This is a genomic window from Glutamicibacter sp. MOO4, assembly GCF_056934395.1.
Window position 1 is genome coordinate 1362982 of sequence record NZ_CM167800.1, and the last position, 20184, is coordinate 1383165.

Here is a 20184-nt window from a genome sequence, read left to right on the forward strand (position 1 = left end):
TATCCACGGTACCGATTGAGCCGTAGACCAAAGCCAACGGTTCAACGGCCCGAAAAGTAACGGTACGTTTCTTCTACATCCTACCGAAAAGCGCCGTCAGAAACTATTTACGGACGTGACCGTCACCCTGAACAATCCACTTGGTAGTGGTTAGCTCAGTCAGACCCATTGGACCACGAGCGTGCATCTTCTGAGTCGAGATACCAACTTCGGCTCCAAGACCTAGCTGGCCACCATCGGTGAAACGAGTCGAAGCGTTAACAATGACCGCAGCCGATTCAATCTCAGCAATGAAAAGCTCAGAGTTCGCCAGCGATGAAGTCAAGATAGCTTCTGTGTGACCGGTCGAGTATTCACGGATGTGATCCAGAGCCGCGTCAATGTCATCTACTACCTTGACGGCAATATCCAGATCCATGTACTCGGTGCTCCAGTCCTCTTCCTGGGCAGCCACCGTTTCTAGGCTAGGAACCAACGCTGCAGCGCGCTCATCAACATGCAGGGTCACCCCCGCAGCCGACAGGGCCTTCAGTACAGCCACAGCGGCAGTGGAATCCTTATGGATCAACAGCGTCTCCACGGTGTTGCACACACTTGGTCGCTGAGTCTTGGCATTGGTCAGAATGTCGATGGCCATCTGCTGTTCAGCATCTGCGTCCAAGAAGATGTGCACATTGCCTTCACCGGTTTCAATCACTGGAACCTTGGCAGTGGTGACAACACGCTGAATCAGGTCACGGCCACCACGAGGAATCAAGACGTCAACCTTGCCTCGTGCGCCCATCAACGCATCTGCGCCGTCGCGACCATATTGATCAATGGAAGTCACGAGGTCTCGTGGAAGAGACACAGATTCTAGTGCGTCACGAATAGTCGAGACCAGTGCCTGATTTGAGTTGAAGGCAGCGGTTCCGCCTCGCAACAACACGGCGTTGCCACTCTTGAGCGACAGCCCAGCAATGTCTACGGTCACGTTGGGACGAGCCTCGTAAATAGTTCCAATGACACCCATTGGGACATTGACCTGACGCATGCGCAAACCGTTAGGCAGGGTCTCGCCGCGAACTACGCGACCGACAGGATCTGGCAGGCCGGCAAGTTCATGCAAGGCGGAAATCAGACCGTCAATGCGCTTATTGTCCAGCTTCAGGCGGTCCAGCATGGCCACAGAAGTTCCGTTGCCACGGCCAACTTCTAAGTCTTTTTTGTTTTCTTCAATGATCTTGGAGCGGTTCGCGTCAATCCCGGAGGCGATGGCCAACAGCGCGCGGTCTTTCCAATCTCGGTTGGCTCGTTTGAGAACCCGCGATGCACGGCGAGCTCGATCAGCGAGCTGATAAACCGAATTGGTGACGTCGGTGATCTGTTCTTCTGTTCGTACTGCGTCGATACTCATAGTTCCCATCCTAGAAAATAGGTTCGATCAAAGCTAGGTCATCGACATGCACTACTGACTTGTCGTAACCTTCGCCGAGCTGATCCACCAGGTCTCCGGTGTTCTGCCCCAGCATTTCAGGTAGCTCATCTGACCCGTAATTAACCAGGCCACGGGCAAATGGAACTCGGTCAGATCCGCAGAGTTCCACGGCGTCCCCAGCTTCAAATGCACCTTCAACCCCAATGATGCCGGCGGCAAGCAGCGAGTTGGTTCCCCGCGCAATAGCCTTGACTGCACCGTCATCAAGAATCAGCCGGCCTTCAATACCAGCGAGGTAAGCCAACCATACGTCTCGTGCGGAGCGGCGTGAATTGCGTGCGGCAAACCAAGTGCCGACGTCCTGACCACGCAAGGCCTTAGCCGCGTTGTCGGTACTGGTAACGAGTGTTGGGATACCTGCTGAAGAGCTCATGGTTGCAGCATCAACCTTGGTGATCATGCCACCGGTGCCCACTCCCGCAGCTCCTGGGGTACCCAGATCAACGGATTCAAGCTCGTCGGGGTGCTCAATGGTGCTGATTCGGCTTCCGCCGTCCGCAGGGTGTGCGTCATAGACGGAATCAACATCCGAGAAGAGCAGAAGGGCATCGGCTTTCACCAAGTGAGCTACCAGGGCAGCGAGGCGATCATTGTCGCCAAAACGAATTTCACGGGTGGCTACCGCGTCATTTTCATTCACGATAGGTAGCACGCCCAGGTTCAGCAATCGAACCAAAGAACGCAACGCGTTGGTGTAAGAGGAGCGACGCATCAGGTCATCTGCGGTCAGTAGGACCTGACCCACTCGCAAATCATGCTCTTCAAATAGCTGTGTGTATTCGGCCAGCAGCAGACCCTGACCAACTGCGGCCGCGGCCTGCTGGGTTGCCAAGTCCTTTGGACGTTTTGGCAAACCCAGCGGGGCCAGTCCGGCGGCAATTGCACCGGAGGAAACAAGGATAACCTCGGTCCCGTTATTCACGGTCTCGGCGAGAGTGTCCACCAAGAACTTCAGTCTTTCATGCGATATCCCCCCGCTAACTGTGGTTAGCGAGCTTGATCCGACCTTGACTACGATCCGCCGTGCTTCGGGCAGTTCGTGAGGAGAGGTAATGGCTGAAATAGTCTTAGTGGCACTTTCACTCATACTTTAATTTTCCTCCTGGGCTGCCTTCGGTGGTGCAGCCTTCTTGTTGCGTTTTGCGTTCACCGACTCAGTCCAGATGCCGGCCTTGCGTTCAGCTTCAAGCTCTGCACGAGCTTCAGCCTTCGCGGCCTTGCGCTCTTCGTGATCGGCGCGCTTTTCTTCGCGAGTCTTGCGATCTCCGCGGTCTTCCAGACGGATGTCTTCACCACGTCGGCTTCCGCCGAGTAGTTCAGCACCGGCAGCCATAGTTGGCTCCCAGTCAAAGACCACGGAATCTTCTTCGGAGCCAATGATGACAGCGTCACCAGGCTTGGCACCGGCCCTAAATAGCTTGTTCTCTACCCCCAGTTTTGCTAGGCGGTCGGCTAGGTAGCCAACTGCCTCATCATTACGGAAGTCAGTCTGCATGATCCAGCGCTCAGGCTTTTCGCCGATAACGCGCCACAATGGCTCAAGGTTCTGCTCTTCGCGGCGGATGTAGAACTCTTCCTGCTTCGAAGAACGCTGACGGATCACTGGCACCTCAACAACTGGTGCCTCGACAACTTTTTCGGCTCGCGCCTGTTCTACCAATTCAGCCATAGCGAAGGACAGTTCACGCAATCCATTACGCGAGAGTGCCGAGATCTCAAAGACACGGTATCCGCGCTTTTCCAGCTCTGGACGGACAAATTCAGCCATTTCGGCGCCGTCTGGCATGTCAATCTTGTTTAGGGCGATCAGCTTTGGGCGCTCGATCAGTGGAACGATCGTGCCGTCAGTTCCAGCAAAGGTGGAGTCGGCTTCATAGTTGGCCAACTCGGCTTCGATGATATCCAGATCGGTCAGTGGATCACGATCTGATTCCAGCGAGGCACAGTCCAAGACGTGCACAATGGCTGCACAGCGCTCTACGTGGCGCAGGAACTCGTGTCCCAAGCCCTTGCCTTCGGAAGCACCTGGGATCAGTCCTGGCACGTCGGCTACGGTGAAGCGAACTTCGCCGGCCTGGACTACGCCTAGGTTAGGAACCAAGGTGGTGAACGGGTAGTCGGCGATCTTTGGACGCGCTGCAGAAACAGCGGCAATCAACGAAGACTTACCAGCCGATGGGTAACCCACCAGAGCAATATCTGCCATGGACTTCAGTTCAAGGACAATGTCCTGAGCGGTGCCTGGAATACCCAGCAATGCGAAGCCTGGAGCCTTGCGCTTATCCGAAGAGATTGCCGCGTTGCCCAGACCACCCATGCCACCAAGGGCCGCGATGTACTCGTCCCCGATGTTGATGAGGTCACCAAGGATGTCGCCATCTTTGGTCTTGATTACGGTACCTGCAGGCACGCCAAGGATCAGATCCTCACCGTGCTTGCCTGGGTGCAGTCCACCCTTGCCTGGCTCGCCGTTGCCGGCTTTGCGGTGTGGCAGGTGGTGGAAGTCCAGCAGCGTGGTGACCTGAGGGTCAACGCGCAAGATGACGTCGCCACCCTTGCCGCCGTTGCCGCCATCGGGTCCGCCAAGCGGTTTAAATTTCTCGCGCTTGATGGACACACAACCGTGGCCACCATTACCTGCGGTGACATGAAGGGTTACGCGATCAACGAATGCAGCCACGGGGCCATCTTCTCCTAGTACGGGGTTGCGAGCTGTGCTCGCAGAAAAGTCTAACTATGCACGCAAGGGGCGGACCGAATAACGGCCCACCCCTTGTGTACTAAAAAATTTGCCTGTTGCCTAAATTAGGCTGCGGCAACAATGTTCACCACGCGGCGACCACGACGGGTGCCGAACTCGACTGCGCCAGCAGCCAGGGCGAACAGGGTGTCATCCTTGCCACGGCCTACGCCGGCGCCTGGGTGGAAGTGGGTGCCACGCTGACGAACGATGATTTCGCCAGCCTTGACTTCCTGACCACCAAAGCGCTTTACGCCTAGGTACTGTGCGTTGGAATCGCGACCGTTGCGAGTGGAACTCGCACCTTTCTTATGTGCCATGCCTTTTAGCCTCTTTCGCTACAAAAATGGATATTACGATCGGCCCAATTAGGCGATCGAGGTGACCTTGACCTTGGTCAGAGCGGCACGGAAGCCCTGGCGCTTCTTGTAACCGGTCTTGTTCTTGTACTTCTGGATTACGATCTTCTCGCCGCGAAGGTTTTCTACAACCTCAGCGGTGACCGTGACCTTAGCCAAATCAGCAGCTGCGGAAGTAACCTTCTCGCCATCTACCAACAGCAAAGCTGGAAGCTCGATGGAGCTGCCTGGGGCAGCCTGAAGACGGTCAACGGTGATGAGGTCTCCAACGGAAACCTTCTCCTGGTGGCCGCCTGCGCGGACAATTGCGTACACCACGTGGGTACTCACTTCTACTCGACGTTTATTGTCTTACCGGCGCAGATATCGACCCGAACACCCAATAAAGGATGCGAATCCCGGGGATCTCATGCGCTTGTGCCTTGACGCCGAGCGGACGGAAAGTCCGTGATCTTGGCGTTTAGCACCGATCAACTAGATTACGCTAGTCCACACCACTGGGGCAAATACAAAGTGCCCCAGCGGGGGAAGCGTGACCAAGTTCATCTATTTCAGCTCGCGTACCGGAACACCCACTCCGAGCATTACCGGTTGCCCGGCAGGCTCAGATGGCTTTTCTTTGTGCGAACTGGAGACATCCATTTGAACTACCGAACCGGTAGCTTCGGATACCTCAGCCACGAGAACTTCTGCACTCGCGTCGCCTTGAGCCGAGGTGGCTCGACGACTGCGTCGCTTCGGTTTCGTGGAACTCTGTGGGGCTACCGCGCTAACGGTGGCCGTTGATTCAGCAGGGGTGCTGATCTCAGAGGCGATAGGGGCGTTTGCTGCCGGCATGGCCAGACCGGTCAATACCGGCTGGTCCTGCTGCGACTGCGCTGCTCCTGCGCCCTGTGGTCGTGAAGCACGGCGTGAGCGCTTGCGAGGCTGCGTGGCAGCCTTTGGCTCCTGATGAACTTCAACCGCTACCGACTGTACCTCTTCGGTGCTCGATTCAGCTTCATCAACCTTAGCGTCCTGCGTCTCATTCTCCGACTGGGAACGGTTACGTCCCCGTGAGCGTGAACGACGACGTGGCTTGCGCCCGCCCTCATTATCCTCATCGGACTCGCCCTTGCCCGGTAGGGCCGCTTCGAGAGCTTCAAGGGTGACCGAGATGTCGCCGTCAGGCTGCACGCTGGTCTTGATCACAGGAATCTGCTCACCTTCGATGTTCACCGCATTTTCAGCGTGTACTTCGAGGTGCGAGGCAGCAGCGATGCTTGCCAACGCGTTACGCGCGGCTTCATCCTTCTCACCGTCTACGGTGCTCTCCTGCTTTGCAGCTGGCTTGGTCTCGTCCTTCTCGCCACCACGACGGCGACGGGAATTACGAGCAGGCTTTTCATTAAACTTTTTTACCTGAACTTCGCCGGCCGAGTTGAAGGTGCGACGCGACTCAACTGGTTCTTCGTGAGTGATCACACCAGCGCCAGCACAATGCTCGCACTCTTCACCGAAGACTTCCAGCAATCCGGTGCCCATACGCTTACGCGTCATCTGGACCAGACCCAAGGAGGTCACCTCGGCTACCTGGTGCTTGGTGCGATCTCGACCCAAGCACTCAACAAGACGACGCAAGACAAGATCGCGGTTGGACTCAAGGACCATATCGATGAAGTCGATAACGATGATGCCACCGATGTCACGCAAACGCAGCTGGCGAACAACTTCTTCGGCTGCTTCCAAGTTGTTCTTGGTCACAGTCTCTTCAAGGTTGCCACCGGAGCCGGTGAACTTACCGGTGTTCACGTCAACGACGGTCATCGCTTCGGTGCGGTCAATAACCAGCGAACCACCCGAAGGCAGGTAGACCTTGCGGTCCAGCGCCTTGGCAATCTGCTCATCAACACGGTAGTTAGCGAAGATATCCTCGTCGGATTCCCACTTTTCCAAGCGTCCCATCAGATCTGGTGCTACGTACATGACGTAGGCCTCGATGGTGTCCCAAGCGTGCTCGCCGGAGACGATCAGCTTGGTGAAGTCTTCGTTGAAGACATCGCGGACTACCTTGATGGTCAGATCTGGTTCGGAGTACAGAAGCTCCGGAGCCAGGGTCTTGGTCGAGTTGGCCTGCTCTTCGATACCTTCCCACTGCGCACGCAGACGGTTAATATCGTTGGTCAGCTCCTCTTCGGAGGCACCTTCAGCGGCGGTACGTACGATGACGCCGGCGTTTTCTGGCAGGTGATCCTTCAAAATCTTCTTCAGGCGCTGGCGCTCAACATCTGGCAGTTTGCGCGAGATGCCGGTCATGGAACCACCTGGTACGTAGACCAAGTAGCGTCCTGGCAAGGAAATCTGGCTGGTCAGGCGTGCACCCTTGTGACCCACTGGATCCTTGGTGACCTGAACGAGTACCGAGTCTCCGGCCTTCAGCGCGTTTTCGATGCGACGTGGCTGACCTTCAAGGGCAGCGATATCCCAGTTAACCTCACCGGCGTACAGCACAGCGTTACGGCCGCGTCCGATATCCACGAAAGCTGCTTCCATGGATGGCAAGACGTTCTGCACCTTGCCAACATAAACGTTGCCGATCAGCGAATCCTGCTGAGTTTTGGAAACGAAGTGCTCTGCAAGCACACCGTCTTCCAGGACACCGATCTGAATGCGGTCCTCGCGCTGGCGAACGATCATCTTGCGTTCTACCGACTCGCGACGTGCCAAGAACTCTGCCTCGGTAATTACCTGACGGCGACGGCCGGTCTCGCGGGATTCACGGCGACGCTGACGCTTTGCCTCAAGACGCGTTGAACCGCGCACCGAGGTTACTTGGTCGCTGGCTGCGCCGTGGCTCTCCACACTGGCACGTGGGGCACGAACTCGGGTGACCGTGTTGGGTGGATCATCTTGTGAGCCACCTTCAAGTTCCAAGTCCACATCTCCGCGACGGCGGCGGCGGCGACGACGTGAAGTTACGTCATCGGCCTCAGCATCGGAGTCCAGCGCTTCACGGCGGGCTGGTTCATGCTTCTTAGCCACGGCCTGAGCCAGAACTGCCTGAGCGGTTTCCGGAACAGCAAATGGGTTAAGGATCATGGAGCTGCCGTGTTCAGCAAGTAGCTGACCGGTGTGGTCTTCTACTACTGGAGCCGGAGCATCAGCCACTGCAGTTTCTTCAGTCTGCGCAGTCTCGGCAGTTTCTGCAGGTGCAACAACAGCGCTAGCTAGTTCTTGCTGATCCGCAGTTTCTTGCCGGGTGGCTGCTTGCTCGACTGCTTCGTCGCTGGCAGCGTGGCGTGCAACCTGAGCTTTACGCTCAGCCTGACGGTTGGCCCGCTTGGTTGAATCAGGGGTTGAGACCTGGGTGCGGCGAGTCGCTCGCCAGCGGTATGGGCTTTCTTCAACGCCAGCTGCGGCGTTGAGTTCTGCCAAGGTCATTGCACGACGCAGTGGTCGCGCTGGTGTGGTTGAAACGCTGGTTCGACGGGCACGTGTTGAACGATTGCCTCGCTTGTTACCTTGCGCCCCGCCCTTTCGTTGATTTGCTGCGCTCATTAGATTCGCGTACTCCTACTTTGTCCCGCTTAGGCATCCTCCACAGACGGCGCCACCGCTGAAACTACAATCATCACGTGTCTCTTGGCCGACTAGTTACTATCGGTCAGACACAAAAGCTCGCTATTTTCCGCAAGATTGCCACTAGCTCTGAAATAGAACTGGACGCAATTCCTGCGGATCAACGTGGCCTATGAAAACCGGCTGCTTTCCTTTGCAGCCCTACGATCCGCGGTATTCCCTCGGGAGGCGCACGTATTGGGCACTCAACCGAAGCGATGCATCGCCAGGCGATCTGTTGTTTCAAAAGTCTGTCGTCGGGTTGAAAGCAGACTGTGGATCCGCGAGCAACCATCACTATTCTCTCATATATAGTTCACACCGCGTTCACCGCTTCTCATCAGTTCCACAGAATTGCTCCTTAAGATGAAAAGGCTCAAAGCGGAAACTCCCGCTTTCCTACAAATTTATGGAATAGTCGAAACATGGTTTCATCACTAGAAAAGAGCCAAAACCCGGGCGTGTTGCCTTGGTGGGCTAGAGAACGCGGTTTCGGGCTGCTCTTGGTAATTACCGGATTCATCTCATGGCTAGCTGCCGGAATCTTGGTATTAGAGCGCTTGGAGCTGTACAAGAACCCGGATTACGTCACCAGCTGCGACATCAATCCATGGATTTCTTGTGGCACTGTGATGCGATCTGCGCAAGCCGGAATCTTCGGCTTCCCCAACCCATTCTTCGGTATTGTCTGCTTCGCTATTGTACTCACTATTGGTGCCGTACTACTGGCGGGTGCAACAAACTTCAAACGCTGGTTCTGGATCTGCTTCCAAGTAGGCGTAACTGCAGCTACGGGTCTGGTCATTTGGTTCTGGTCCCAGGCTCTTTATGAAATCAATGCCCTGTGCCCTTACTGCATGATTGTGTGGGTCATGGTGATTCCACTCTTTGTCTTCACTACAGCGCGCAACGTAGTCACCGGCGTTATTCCGGCAGGTGCAGCGGTCAAGCGATTCTTCACCGAGTGGAGCTGGATCATTACCGCAGTTCTGTGGATCCTAGTTGCCGCTTCCATCGTCTTGCGCTTCCCTAACGCGTTCTTCGGCTAATCCGCCTTTAGCCATCTCGAATAGTCTTGGCCAGCCGGGTCGTTGCCTTAGCAACGACCCGGCTGGCTTTTAACTGCCTTGTTGATTTGGTGGTGTTGAGTTCAGTGACATAACTCAACTACGCATGTGCAGGACTTCGCGCTCCGCGATTTTTTCAAATTCTCCACAGCAAAGACCGGTAGATTAGGTACATGGCAAGTGACAAATGGAACACAGAGAATGCCCAAAATTATGGAATCGATCTACTGATTTCAGACCAATTGCGATTGCGTGAGCTACAAGAGGATGATCTCGCTTTCCTCACCCAATGGTGGAACAGTCCAGAATTCATGGCTCTCCAAGGAAGCCTCGTACTCCCCCACCCGGTCAATGAAGCTGCCACACTTTTCAAGTCACGAAGCCTGAACCGGGGCACCACCGACGGCGTTGGCCTGTCGATCACGCTTCCCGATGACACGCTAATTGGCCACACCGCACTGTATGACTACAACGCTCCAGCACGATCCGCTGAGCTGATGATCATGATCGGTGGGTCTAACGTAGGTCAGGGTTACGGAACTTTGGCAACAAAGATGATCATTGATTACGGCTTCCGCGAGATGGGTCTTAACCGGATCGGCCTGAACGTCTGGGCATACAACGAGAGAGCCTTACGCACTTTTGTTCGCACCGGTTTCCACGAGGAAGGCCGAATCCGCCAGGCAGGATTCCACGATGGCTCGTTCCACGACAAGATAGTCATGGGGCTACTGGCCGAGGAATATTTCAAGGCCTAAAAGTCCCGGCTCGTAGGTTTCATCAGGTGATCATCCCGCATTGGGACGGTCACCTGACTGCCTTAACTACGTGCTGTCCACTGACCCCGGATTCCAGCGCACGGTTACCTCGCACGGATAATCAATCGACAGGCTTCAGTCCCTTATTTTTCGGCTAAAACCTAGGCTGAATAGGATTTAACCTGCCCTGAGGTGTCGGCCTAGGTGCTCGTCAACTCGTTGGCCTATTGTTAGAACTACTTAGTACAAGCTACGAGGAGCAACAATGGCTTTTTTCGGCAAGGGCAAAGCCCAAGCGCCAAAGAAGAAGCAAACAAATCCAGCAAAAGCAGCATCCGGAGCCCAGCAACTAGTCACCAAAGATACCGAGCCTGACTTTACTGTCAGTGGACTTTGGAGTGATCTCTTAGGACGACTAGGTATTCGCAGTGCCCAGCTACTCATCGTCGGTACACTTGCCGCCTTCCTTATTGTGGGCATGCTGCGCCTGACAATGATCGTGATCCCAACTTTGTTGGCCGTGATCATCTCTTGTGCACTTTGGCCTCTCGTAGTGAAACTGCGCAAGACCTTTTCGCCATTACTTTCGGCCTGGATTGTTTTCCTTGGGACCTTCCTGGTTCTCGGTGGCATCGGAACCGGGCTAGTCTTCTCTGTCATTAACGAATGGCCAAAGTTGGTAGATAAGGCCGTACAGGGTTTCAACCAGCTCAACGATATGGTTCAAGGCTTGGTTGGCAATCTGCCAATCACAATTGATCAGACCCAAATTGATGAAGCGGTAAAGACTGTCACTGGCTTCATGACCAGTTCGCAGTTCGGCACGGGCGCATTAAATACGCTTAGTGCTGCCGGCAGCTTCTTGACTGGGCTAGTTCTACTTTTGGTGATCCTCTTCTTCTTCCTGAAGGACGGAGATCGTATCTGGGCATTCGCCGTTTCATGGACTCCTGATCACTACCGCAACAAGTGGATCCAGTCCGGTGACCGCGCCTTGCGCACCTTCGGCGGGTACATTCGAGGCACCGCAACGGTTGCTGCCGTTGACGCCATTGGTATCACCGCGACCTTGCTGATTGTCCGTGTACCGCTGGCAATCCCGCTAGGTGTCATCGTCTTCCTCGGTTCATTTGTTCCGATGGTCGGTGCCACTGTGGCCGGCATTCTTGCCACCTTGATCGCGTTGGTGACCAATGGACCGGTAGTCGCTTTGATCGTCTTGGCTGCGGTAGTCGTGGTGAACCAGCTGGAAGGTAACTTCCTACAGCCGGTTGTCATGGCGAGCGCACTGAACCTGCATCCACTAGTCGTACTGCTCGCATTGACCGGCGGCACCGTGCTGGCTGGAATTATCGGTGCGGTACTAGCTGTTCCCCTGGTAGCTGCAGCGTGGGCTGTGATCAAGGTTTGGACAGGGCGAGACAAATCCAATCCGGTTGCTGCGGCCAGCGCCGATATCCAAACGGAAGCTGAGATCGAGGAAGAGGATGCAGCGTTGGCTAAGGCCGATCGCGCTGAAGACACCTCGTCCGAAGAGGCCAAAGGGTAGCCGTTTTTGTTGACAAGCTCTCCGGAAGATCATCCCTGAAAAATCAGGGAAATCTTCCGGAGAGCTTTTTTTTACCCTGATCTTGACTGGGTCGATTTGTTACGCAAAACGTCAACTAATCACGCTGATAGTCATTTTCTTCCCTGAGTATCGTTGTCACGAGACTAGGCTTTGTGTTTAATGTGACTTATGTGAGGTAGGCTTTCCATCCCAGGATGCTTCACTTAAACCACGGTATTGCAGTTCCTGATCCAGATTCAGTCAGCTTCGGGATAACGCGGCAAGAGCCACTGGAAGGATTGTGCATGTTGAATTTTGAGAACGGGAATACAGATGATGACTTCCCGCATCTAGCCGACTCCTTGGCCGAGCATCATCAGGTCGTGATGATTGGAATACCTGAGGAGCAACAGTTAGATCAAGGCGGCAGCACTGCCCCTCCAAGCGTTGAGAGCCTCGACGATTGGCTCTAGAAATTCGCCAAGGCAAAAAATCCCGGCAGATCATCGATCTGCCGGGATTTCTCATGTTCAGCTTACTTGCCGAACCAGATACCAATTTCGCGTTCTGCTGACTCAACGGAGTCCGAACCGTGCACGAGGTTCTGCTGAACCTTCAGGCCCCAGTCGCGGCCGAAGTCGCCACGGATGGTGCCAGGTGCTGCGGCGGTTGGATCGGTGGTGCCAGCTAGCGAACGGAAGCCAGGAATTACGCCCTGTCCTTCAGCAACGATGGCTACAACAGGACCGGAGAGCATGAACTCAACCAGTGGCTCGTAGAATGGCTTGCCTTCGTGCTCTGCGTAGTGCTCGGCCAAAAGCTCGCGAGTAGCTTCCAGCTGCTGCAGCTTCACAATGGTGTAGCCCTTGGCTTCAATGCGGGCAAGGATCTGTCCGGTCAGGGCGCGCTTGACGCCATCTGGCTTGACCAAGATCAGTGTACGTTCAGTCATTTGACTACCTCTTCGTATCGTTGATGTATTTCTAGGTTATTAGGCTTGTTCGGGGTGCGCTTGGTCCCAAGCTTCTTGGGCTGCGGCGCGACGTCGATTCTCAGCGTCAATTTCTTCACCCTTGGATAGGGCGTACCACCAGCACAAGGCGAAGGCCGCGGCGAGGTAGAACATATCGACCAAGATAAATCCGCTGAGGAAAAAGACCAACTGCAAGACCCATCCGATGATGAATCCGATCTTCTTTCCGAGTAACGCACAGTTAAGAATGCACAGTAACGCGATGACGGCGCCAAGGCCGAGCACCACAGCAGGTTCTCCCCCACGCTTGAGACCAAATGCAGCCAAGGTGACAAATACTGCCAGCAGGGCTTCACAGACCAACACGGTGGAAGCAAACATCGTTTTTGTAGAACGTTGCTTCTTTTTCATACCAGGACGCCACTCGCGCTGTGCACGGGTGAGTTTGGCCATTACGATTCACTTCCCTTGAGCAACAATGAAATTTCGCCCACCAGTGTAATCGAACCGGTGACCAAGACGCCGCCGCCGAGATCTTCTCCAGCTTCAGCGCGACCCACCGACCATTCCACGGCATCTTCAAGATCTTCAGTGACGTGGATGTCTTCTTCAGGCCATCCAGCGTTCATGGCTAGGGTGGCCAGCTCACCGGCTGGGATGGCACGAGGCGAGGAAGACTGGGTGATGCAAAGGTCCTCAACCATATCGCCGTACTCTTCACGCATGGTGTAGAGCATTGCTTCTGCGTCCTTTTCCTGCAGGATGCCAACCATGAGTACCAGTCGGGTGAACCCGTATGATTCCTTGATTGCATCTGCAGAAACGCGAATTCCCTCAGGATTGTGTCCAGCATCTACCAAGATGCTTGGTGCGCTACGTACCAATTCAAGGCGACCCGGACTGGAGGTCGCGGCAAAGCCTTGACGCACTAGATCCGCGTTCAGCTCGCGCTGGCCTCCCCCAAGGAACGCCTCAACAGCAGCAAGGGCCACGGTTGCGTTCTGTGCCTGGTGGGCACCAAGCAGTGGCAGGAAGATCTCATCGTAACGAGCAGCCTGTCCCTGAATGGAAATTAGCTGTCCACCCACACCAGACTTACGCTCCAAAAGCTTGAAGTCCAAGCTGTCAAAAGCTGCAGGAACTTCCAGCTCACGCGCACGGGCAAGCAATACGTCAGCGGCATCGGTAGGCTGCACCGAAGAAACTAGGTATCCGCCTGGCTTGAGGATCCCCACCTTCTCTTCAGCAATCAGCTCGGTGGTGTCCCCCAGCAGGTCGGTGTGATCCAGCGAGATAGGGGTGAAAACCGAGACATCGCCATCGGCAACATTGGTGGCATCGGTGATGCCGCCCAATCCAACCTCTAGCACCACAACGTCCACTGGTACCTCAGCAAAGATGGCAAAGGCCAAGATGGTGACCGCTTCAAAGTAGGTCAGCTTGTTTTCGCCGCGCTCGACAAGCTCAGCATCAACAAGTTCGATGAAGGGCAAGATCTCGTCCCAGACGCGAACGAAAGTTTCATCATCAACAGGATCCCCGTCAATGCTGATTCGCTCGGTGACGGAAATTAGGTGCGGCGAGGAATACCGCCCGGTGCGCAGGTCATGGGCACCGAGCAGTGACTCGATCATGCGTGCAGTCGAGGTTTTGCCGTTGGTACCGGTGATGTGAATGACCGGGCAAGACTTGTTTGGTTCGCCCAGGAACTCCATGGCACGGAACATCGGATCCATCCGAGGTTCCATCTTGTTTTCTGGAGCACGGGCCAGCAACTGGCCGTAAACCCGATTTAGTTCGCTCACTAGTTAGCCTCTGCTGTGGTGGTGTCGAGCTTCTGTACGCTTACGCTTTCAGCCTTGGCGTTTTCATCAACACGCAATTCAAGCTGCGCGGTGAGAGTTTCACCGGAGATCAATTCGCGGTTAGCTTCTAGCGCTGCGATGGTGGCCGCGTTAGCAGTGATCACCGTCTGGATGCGATCCGAAACCTGCAGGTCTGCATCCTTACGGGCAGACTGGATGGAACGAACCATGTCACGTGCGGTGCCTTCAGCAGCCAGCGCCTCGGTCACCTCGGTGTCCAATACCAAGAAGCCGCCGTCGATCACTGCGGCAGCGATATCGCCTTCTGCATCTACGACGGTATCCAAGGTGTATTCACCTTCAACAAGTTCCAGACCGCCAGCGGTCACCACGCCATCGGTCACTGACCAGTCACCGGACTTGGCGCCCTTGATGGCCTGCTGCACATTCTTGCCCAAGCGTGGACCGGCGGCACGAGCGTTGACTACCAGTTGCTGGCTGATGCCGTACCTAGCTGCGTCGACACCCTCAGCGTCGATCAAGGTCACGGCTTTCAGGTTCAGTTCATCCTTGATGATCGAAGCGTAGGTACCGTCCAAACGTGCAGCACCAGCCAAGACGATCTTCAGTTCAGCCAGTGGCAAACGCACACGCAGGTTCTTAGCCTTACGCAGTGAGGAGCCCACCGAGCAGATCTTACGAGTGGTTTCCATGGTTTCCAACGAGCCTGCATCGGTTGGGAACTCGTTGGCATCTGGCCAATCGGTCAGGTGCACCGAACGCTGGCCGGTCAGTCCGCGGAAGATCTCTTCGCTGGCCAGTGGCAGCAGCGAAGCGGTGACCTTCACCAAGGTTTCCAGTGCGGTGTACAGGGTGTCGAAGGCCTGGGTATCTTCATCGAAGAAACGCTGGCGGCTTCGGCGTACGTACCAGTTGGTCAAGGTATCCATGTACTGGCGTACAGCTTCGGTGGCGTCAGAGACTTCGTAAGTGTCCAGAGCAACGGTGACATCACGCACGAGCTGGCCGGTCGCGGCGAGCATGTACCGATCCAGCGGGTCGGTTGAGCTGGTTGAACGCTTGGCCTCGTAGCCAGCCCCGTTGTTCGCAGAGTTGGTATAGAGGTTGAAGAAGTGCCAAACATTCCACAGTGGCAGTAATACCTGACGCACGCCATCACGGATGCCCTGTTCGGTGACAACGAGGTTGCCGCCGCGCAGGATTGGGCTAGCCATCAGGAACCAGCGCATCGCATCGGAGCCATCGCGGTCTAGGACCTCGTTAACATCCGGGTAGTTGCGCAAGGACTTGGACATCTTTTGACCGTCTGAGCCCAACACGATGCCGTGGGAGATCACGTTGGTGTAGGCAGGGCGGTCAAAGAGCGCGGTGGAAAGCACGTGCATGGTGTAGAACCAGCCACGGGTCTGACCGATGTACTCAACGATGAAGTCAGCCGGGTGGTGTCCGGAATCAAACCAGTCTTGGTTGTTGAATGGGTAGTGAACCTGGGCGTATGGCATCGAACCGGAATCGAACCAGACATCCAGTACGTCTTCTACGCGCACCAGGGTGCCGCCTTCGGCGCAGCCTTCGTGAGCCTTGGTCAGCTCATCGATGAATGGGCGGTGTAGATCTGGCTGTCCTTCGTGGTTCAGTGGCAAGCGACCGAAGAAGTTCTTCAGTTCATCCAATGAGCCAAAGACTTCGCGGTGGGTGCATTCTGCTCCCGTGCATTCCCAGACTGGGATTGGCGAACCCCAGTAGCGGTTACGCGAGATGGACCAGTCGCGAGCGTTTTCCAGCCACTTGCCAAACTGGCCGTGCTTCACGTTGCCTGGGATCCAGTTGATCTGCTCGTTCAGCTCGACCATGCGGTCCTTGAACTTGGAGACCTCAACATACCAAGAAGAAATCGCGCGGTAGATCAGCGGGGTACGGCAACGCCAGCAGTGTGGGTAGGAGTGCTCGTAGGAGGCCTGCTTGATCAGCTTGGCTTCATCCTTAAGCACGTTGGTGATGGTCTTGTTGGCGTCAAAGACCTGCACACCAACGATGTCAGCCAGTGGGCCGCCGGCAAAGACGGAGAGGAACTTGGCGCCCTCATCGACAGAGATGATGACAGGGATGCCGTTTTCTTCACAGACCTTCTGGTCATCTTCACCGTAGGCCGGAGCCTGGTGAACGATGCCGGTACCGTCAGCTACGGTGACGTAGTCGGCGGTGACAATCTGCCATGCGTTCTCGGTGCCGTACTTCTCGGTGTCGGTGTAGGTATCCCACAGTGGCTGGTAGCGTACGCCAGCAAGATCAGCACCAGCAAAGGTGGCGGTGATCGCAGCGGCAGCGTCCTTGGCATCCTCATAGCCCAAGTCCTTGGCGTAGGAGCCCAAAAGGTCCTTGGCCAGCAGGAATGGACCGGCGGCGGCTGAGGCCTTCACGCCGGCCTCACCAGCTGGAACGACAACGTACTCGATCGATGGGTGCACTGCCAGCGCGGCGTTGGTTGGCAGGGTCCACGGGGTGGTCGTCCAGGCCAGGGCCTGTACGCCAGCAAGGGCCTTGGAGGCCTCGGTTTCGCCGGCAAGGATGGTGAAACCAACGGTGACGGTCTGGTCCTGACGGTTCTTGTAAACGTCGTCGTCCATACGCAACTCGTGGTTGGACAGTGGGGTTTCGTCCTTCCAGCAGTATGGAAGCACACGGAAGCCCTGATAGGTCAGGCCCTTGTCCGAGAGCTGTTTGAAAGCCCAGATGACCGACTCCATGAACTCAACGTTCAGGGTCTTGTAGTCGTTCTCAAAATCAACCCAGCGAGCCTGACGGTTGACGTACTGCTTCCACTCGTCGGCGTACTTCATCACCGAGGTGCGGCAGGCGTCGTTGAACTTATCGATGCCCATGGCTTCGATCTGCTTCTTGTCCGTCATGCCCAGCTGCTTCATGGCTTCCAGCTCGGCTGGCAGTCCGTGGGTATCCCAACCGAAGCGACGCTCAACGCGCTTGCCCCGCTGGGTTTGGTAGCGAGCTACAAGGTCTTTGACGTAGCCGGTAAGCAGGTGGCCGTAGTGTGGCAGACCATTAGCGAAGGGAGGGCCATCGTAGAAGACGAATTCTTCACCCTCACGCTGATCAATGGAGGCCTGGAAAGTGTCGTCGTTCTTCCAGTATTCGAGGACGCGCTTCTCAAGTTCTGGGAATCGCGGTGAAGCCGGGGTCGAACCGGTTGGGTCAGTGGTGACCTTCGGGTAAAAGCTCATCGAATGGGCCGTCCTTCAAGCGTAGGGTCGATAATTCCTTGCCTACGAGGACGGCAGAAATGCCGCGGTACCACCCCGCTTATTCCTCACCCGATGGTGAAGAACCACTTGTCATCAGCTATGACGGGCTGGTCCCGTTCGGTTCTACTAGGTGGTGCTGGCAAACCAGTACCGCTGTTCTTCCGAAGGCTCCCCGGTGATAGCCGGATCAATACCTGAGTAGTTCTATCCTACCGTGTCATTGTTGTGGTGAAAATTCCCCTGATCACCATGGCGTGAAGTGAGTTAAGGCTCACAACCAATAGCTAGTAAAACCCATTGCGCCACTTCCTACATTTTCAGAATAGCGCGTTGAGGGGGCCTTGCCGCAAGGCCCTACCCATGGTTCATAATCAATAACTTCCCCTTTGAGCATCACCCACGTCCGGGAGTCACCGTGCCAGAAAGAGCCATGAGCATCAGCTACTTTGAGATTTCCGAAAAATCATCCGACACCGAACCTTTCACCGCCCTCGACGAAGATCAGCAACGCTTAGATGAGATCGCCGCACGCGTAGAAGAACTGCGCAGCGAAACCGTGCAGCGCATCGCCCGTCGCGGGAAAGACCACGCCGGCAACTTGCAACAATCCCTAGAACGCGACATTGAGCTCAACGAGTTAGGTCAAAGGCTTCGCCAGCTTGACCGCATGGGGCCCATTGCCTGCCTGGGGTTCATGCAAAACACGACTACCGGCGAGCGCCAGTACATCGGCCGCGTTGGGCTAAGCGATGCCGTAGGCAAGCAACTGATGCTCGATTGGCGCGCACCGGCTGCAGAACCATTTTTCGCAGCGACCCATGAAAATCCTTATGGCTTATCTCTACGCCGGCGTTATCGGTGGCGTCGTCAGGTCATCACCGATTTTTGGGATGAAGTGTTTGATTCATCGCTACTGTCCGAGCATCAAAAACTAGATGATCGCTCATCCTTCCTCGCTTCGCTCTCAAGCACTCGGACATCAAAGATGCAAGATGTCCTCTCAACCATTCAGACGGATCAAGACGCAATCATTCGCGCCAGCTCGAAAGGTGCACTGGTAGTTGATGGTGGGCCCGGAACCGGGAAAACCGTAGTTGCTCTTCACCGGGCGGCTTATTTGCTCTATGCGGATCCGCGCTTGCGCAGCCAAGGCGGCAAGATTTTGGTTGTCAGTCCACACGAAGCCTATTCAGCCTACGTCTCCGATATCCTGCCCAACCTTGGCGAGGAGGAAGTACAAATCTCAACGCTTTCGAACATAGTTTCGATTGAGGGTGAGGTGCTTGCCGAGACAGACCCGGACATCATTCGTATCAAGGCCAGTACCTCGATGCTCAATACTGTCCAGAGAGCGGTGAAGGTTTTCCAATTACCTCCGAATACCAGCTTGGAAATTCAACTCACTGACGGCCAAGTTACTCTTTCGCCTGAGCTGTGGCGCAACGCGGTATCGATGGTTGACTCCGCTACGCCTCATAACGAAGCAAGAGTTCAACTACGCGAGGCACTGATTGAACTGCTTCTGCCACACCTAGCCAGCGAAGCATCATTGCACCAGACCCTGCGCCATGAGCTCGAAAGAAATACCGACCTCGCTGCCCACCTCAATGAGTGCTGGCCACTACTAGATCCAATGAATCTGTTGCGCAGCCTGTATACGACACCAGCGCTGCTGCGCTATAGCGGTGTAGAGCTGGGCGATGACGACATCAAGAAGTTACTCGCCGCTCCCTCAACACGTTCGTGGACCAATGCCGATATTCCGCTGATCGACTTGTCTCGCTCGCTGATCGGTGATCCCGCCAACGAATCAAAGCGGCAGCGCCGTGAAGCGACGGTGCGGGCAGAACGTCAACAGTGGAAAAGTGTGATCAGTGATTTAGTGCAGTCCGCTGACGATAAAGAGGACTTGAGTTCTCAATTGATCCACGAAGATCTTCAAGAGCAACTACTGAACCAACATCTTGAAGCCGACTCCGAAACGGAAATTTTCGATGGACCCTACTCACATGTCGTGATTGATGAAGCACAAGATCTGACTGACGCCCAGTGGGCTATGGTCTTGCGCCGATGCCCCTCGGGCAGTTTAACGATTGTTGGAGATCGGGCCCAGGCATCAAGAGGCTTCACCGGTTCGTGGGAGGAACGCCTGAGTCATCTCGGGATCAGAGATGCCACGGTCTCGCAGCTACGGGTGAATTACCGTAGCACCGCAGAAATCATGGAAGTTGCTGCCGCGCAGATACACAGTCAGATGCCCGATGCCAATGTTCCTGATTCCCTGAGATCTGATGGAGAGTCGGTTCGCTTCGCCAGCCCAACACAGCTGACGTCGATTCTTGAGCAATGGCTGGCCAATCATCCAGAAGGTACAGCAGCTGTTATCAGCCACCCTGCCTACATTGCATCCAACCGGGTTAGCTCGCTTTCGCCAGAAAATGTCAAGGGCCTTGAATTCGATTTTGTGGCTGTCTACAAACCCGAAAACTTTGGCACCGGTCTATCGGGCGCAGTTCGGCGGTACGTTTCGATGACCCGGGCAACTGCCCAATTGGTAGTGCTCACAGACCAGTAGTCA

At 55.5% G+C, this 20184-nt stretch carries 15 protein-coding genes; 5 read left to right on the top strand and 10 right to left on the bottom strand.

The features are described from left to right. Nucleotides 1-103: 103 nt before the first annotated feature. The 6 genes from AC1Z3F_RS06335 to AC1Z3F_RS06360 all read right to left on the bottom strand — a co-directional run bounded on the left by AC1Z3F_RS06335 (nt 104) and on the right by AC1Z3F_RS06360 (nt 7996). Nucleotides 104-1396: a glutamate-5-semialdehyde dehydrogenase gene (locus AC1Z3F_RS06335; protein ID WP_242632443.1), complete on the bottom strand. Its 1293-nt coding sequence runs from the start codon at nt 1394-1396 to the stop codon at nt 104-106. 10 nt (nt 1397-1406) lie between these two features. Next, entirely contained in the window at nt 1407-2564 is a 1158-nt protein-coding gene (gene proB, locus AC1Z3F_RS06340; RefSeq protein WP_483566819.1) for a glutamate 5-kinase, read from the bottom strand. A gap of 3 nt (nt 2565-2567) precedes the next feature. Then, entirely contained in the window at nt 2568-4157 is a 1590-nt protein-coding gene (obgE, locus tag AC1Z3F_RS06345) for a GTPase ObgE (RefSeq protein WP_483566820.1), read from the bottom strand. A 125-nt stretch (nt 4158-4282) separates the two neighbouring features. Next, nucleotides 4283-4537: a 50S ribosomal protein L27 gene (gene rpmA, locus AC1Z3F_RS06350; RefSeq protein WP_022875303.1), complete on the bottom strand. Its 255-nt coding sequence runs from the start codon at nt 4535-4537 to the stop codon at nt 4283-4285. 48 nt (nt 4538-4585) lie between these two features. Further along, nucleotides 4586-4894, bottom strand: coding sequence for a 50S ribosomal protein L21 (rplU, locus tag AC1Z3F_RS06355; protein ID WP_013349163.1), 309 nt, complete (start codon nt 4892-4894; stop codon nt 4586-4588). 228 nt (nt 4895-5122) lie between these two features. Then, nucleotides 5123-7996: an Rne/Rng family ribonuclease gene (locus AC1Z3F_RS06360; RefSeq protein WP_131089773.1), complete on the bottom strand. Its 2874-nt coding sequence runs from the start codon at nt 7994-7996 to the stop codon at nt 5123-5125. Between the two features lie 602 nt (nt 7997-8598). Here AC1Z3F_RS06360 and AC1Z3F_RS06365 point away from each other — a divergent pair. The 4 genes from AC1Z3F_RS06365 to AC1Z3F_RS06380 all read left to right on the top strand — a co-directional run bounded on the left by AC1Z3F_RS06365 (nt 8599) and on the right by AC1Z3F_RS06380 (nt 12020). Next, nucleotides 8599-9222 (top strand): vitamin K epoxide reductase family protein, encoded by a 624-nt coding sequence (locus AC1Z3F_RS06365; protein WP_131088352.1) that lies wholly within the window; start codon nt 8599-8601, stop codon nt 9220-9222. Nucleotides 9223-9413: 191 nt separating this feature from the next. After that, nucleotides 9414-9998: a GNAT family N-acetyltransferase gene (locus AC1Z3F_RS06370; protein ID WP_131088353.1), complete on the top strand. Its 585-nt coding sequence runs from the start codon at nt 9414-9416 to the stop codon at nt 9996-9998. A 265-nt stretch (nt 9999-10263) separates the two neighbouring features. Continuing rightward, nucleotides 10264-11547: an AI-2E family transporter gene (locus AC1Z3F_RS06375; RefSeq protein ID WP_131088354.1), complete on the top strand. Its 1284-nt coding sequence runs from the start codon at nt 10264-10266 to the stop codon at nt 11545-11547. Between the two features lie 305 nt (nt 11548-11852). Beyond that, complete coding sequence (locus AC1Z3F_RS06380) at nt 11853-12020, top strand: hypothetical protein (protein ID WP_165477267.1); 168 nt, start codon at nt 11853-11855, stop codon at nt 12018-12020. A gap of 62 nt (nt 12021-12082) precedes the next feature. Here the strand turns inward: AC1Z3F_RS06380 and ndk are convergent, their stop codons facing one another. Genes ndk through ileS form a run of 4 tightly spaced genes read right to left on the bottom strand, consistent with a single transcriptional unit; the run spans nt 12083 to nt 17585 of the window. Further along, nucleotides 12083-12499, bottom strand: coding sequence for a nucleoside-diphosphate kinase (gene ndk / locus AC1Z3F_RS06385; RefSeq protein WP_131088355.1), 417 nt, complete (start codon nt 12497-12499; stop codon nt 12083-12085). Between the two features lie 39 nt (nt 12500-12538). Further along, entirely contained in the window at nt 12539-12973 is a 435-nt protein-coding gene (locus AC1Z3F_RS06390) for a DUF4233 domain-containing protein (RefSeq protein WP_131088356.1), read from the bottom strand. Continuing rightward, the gene (locus AC1Z3F_RS06395) at nt 12973-14268 is read right to left on the bottom strand and encodes a bifunctional folylpolyglutamate synthase/dihydrofolate synthase (RefSeq protein WP_131089774.1); all 1296 of its coding nucleotides are present in this window, start codon (nt 14266-14268) and stop codon (nt 12973-12975) included. Before AC1Z3F_RS06395 ends, AC1Z3F_RS06390 begins: the two co-directional genes overlap by 1 nt. Before the next feature lie 56 nt (nt 14269-14324). Continuing rightward, the gene (ileS, locus tag AC1Z3F_RS06400) at nt 14325-17585 is read right to left on the bottom strand and encodes an isoleucine--tRNA ligase (RefSeq protein WP_483566821.1); all 3261 of its coding nucleotides are present in this window, start codon (nt 17583-17585) and stop codon (nt 14325-14327) included. Nucleotides 17586-18036: 451 nt separating this feature from the next. Here ileS and helR point away from each other — a divergent pair, with 451 nt between their 5' ends. Then, nucleotides 18037-20181, top strand: a complete 2145-nt coding sequence (gene helR, locus AC1Z3F_RS06405; RefSeq protein WP_483566822.1) for an RNA polymerase recycling motor ATPase HelR — start codon at nt 18037-18039, stop codon at nt 20179-20181. Nucleotides 20182-20184: the final 3 nt, after the last annotated feature.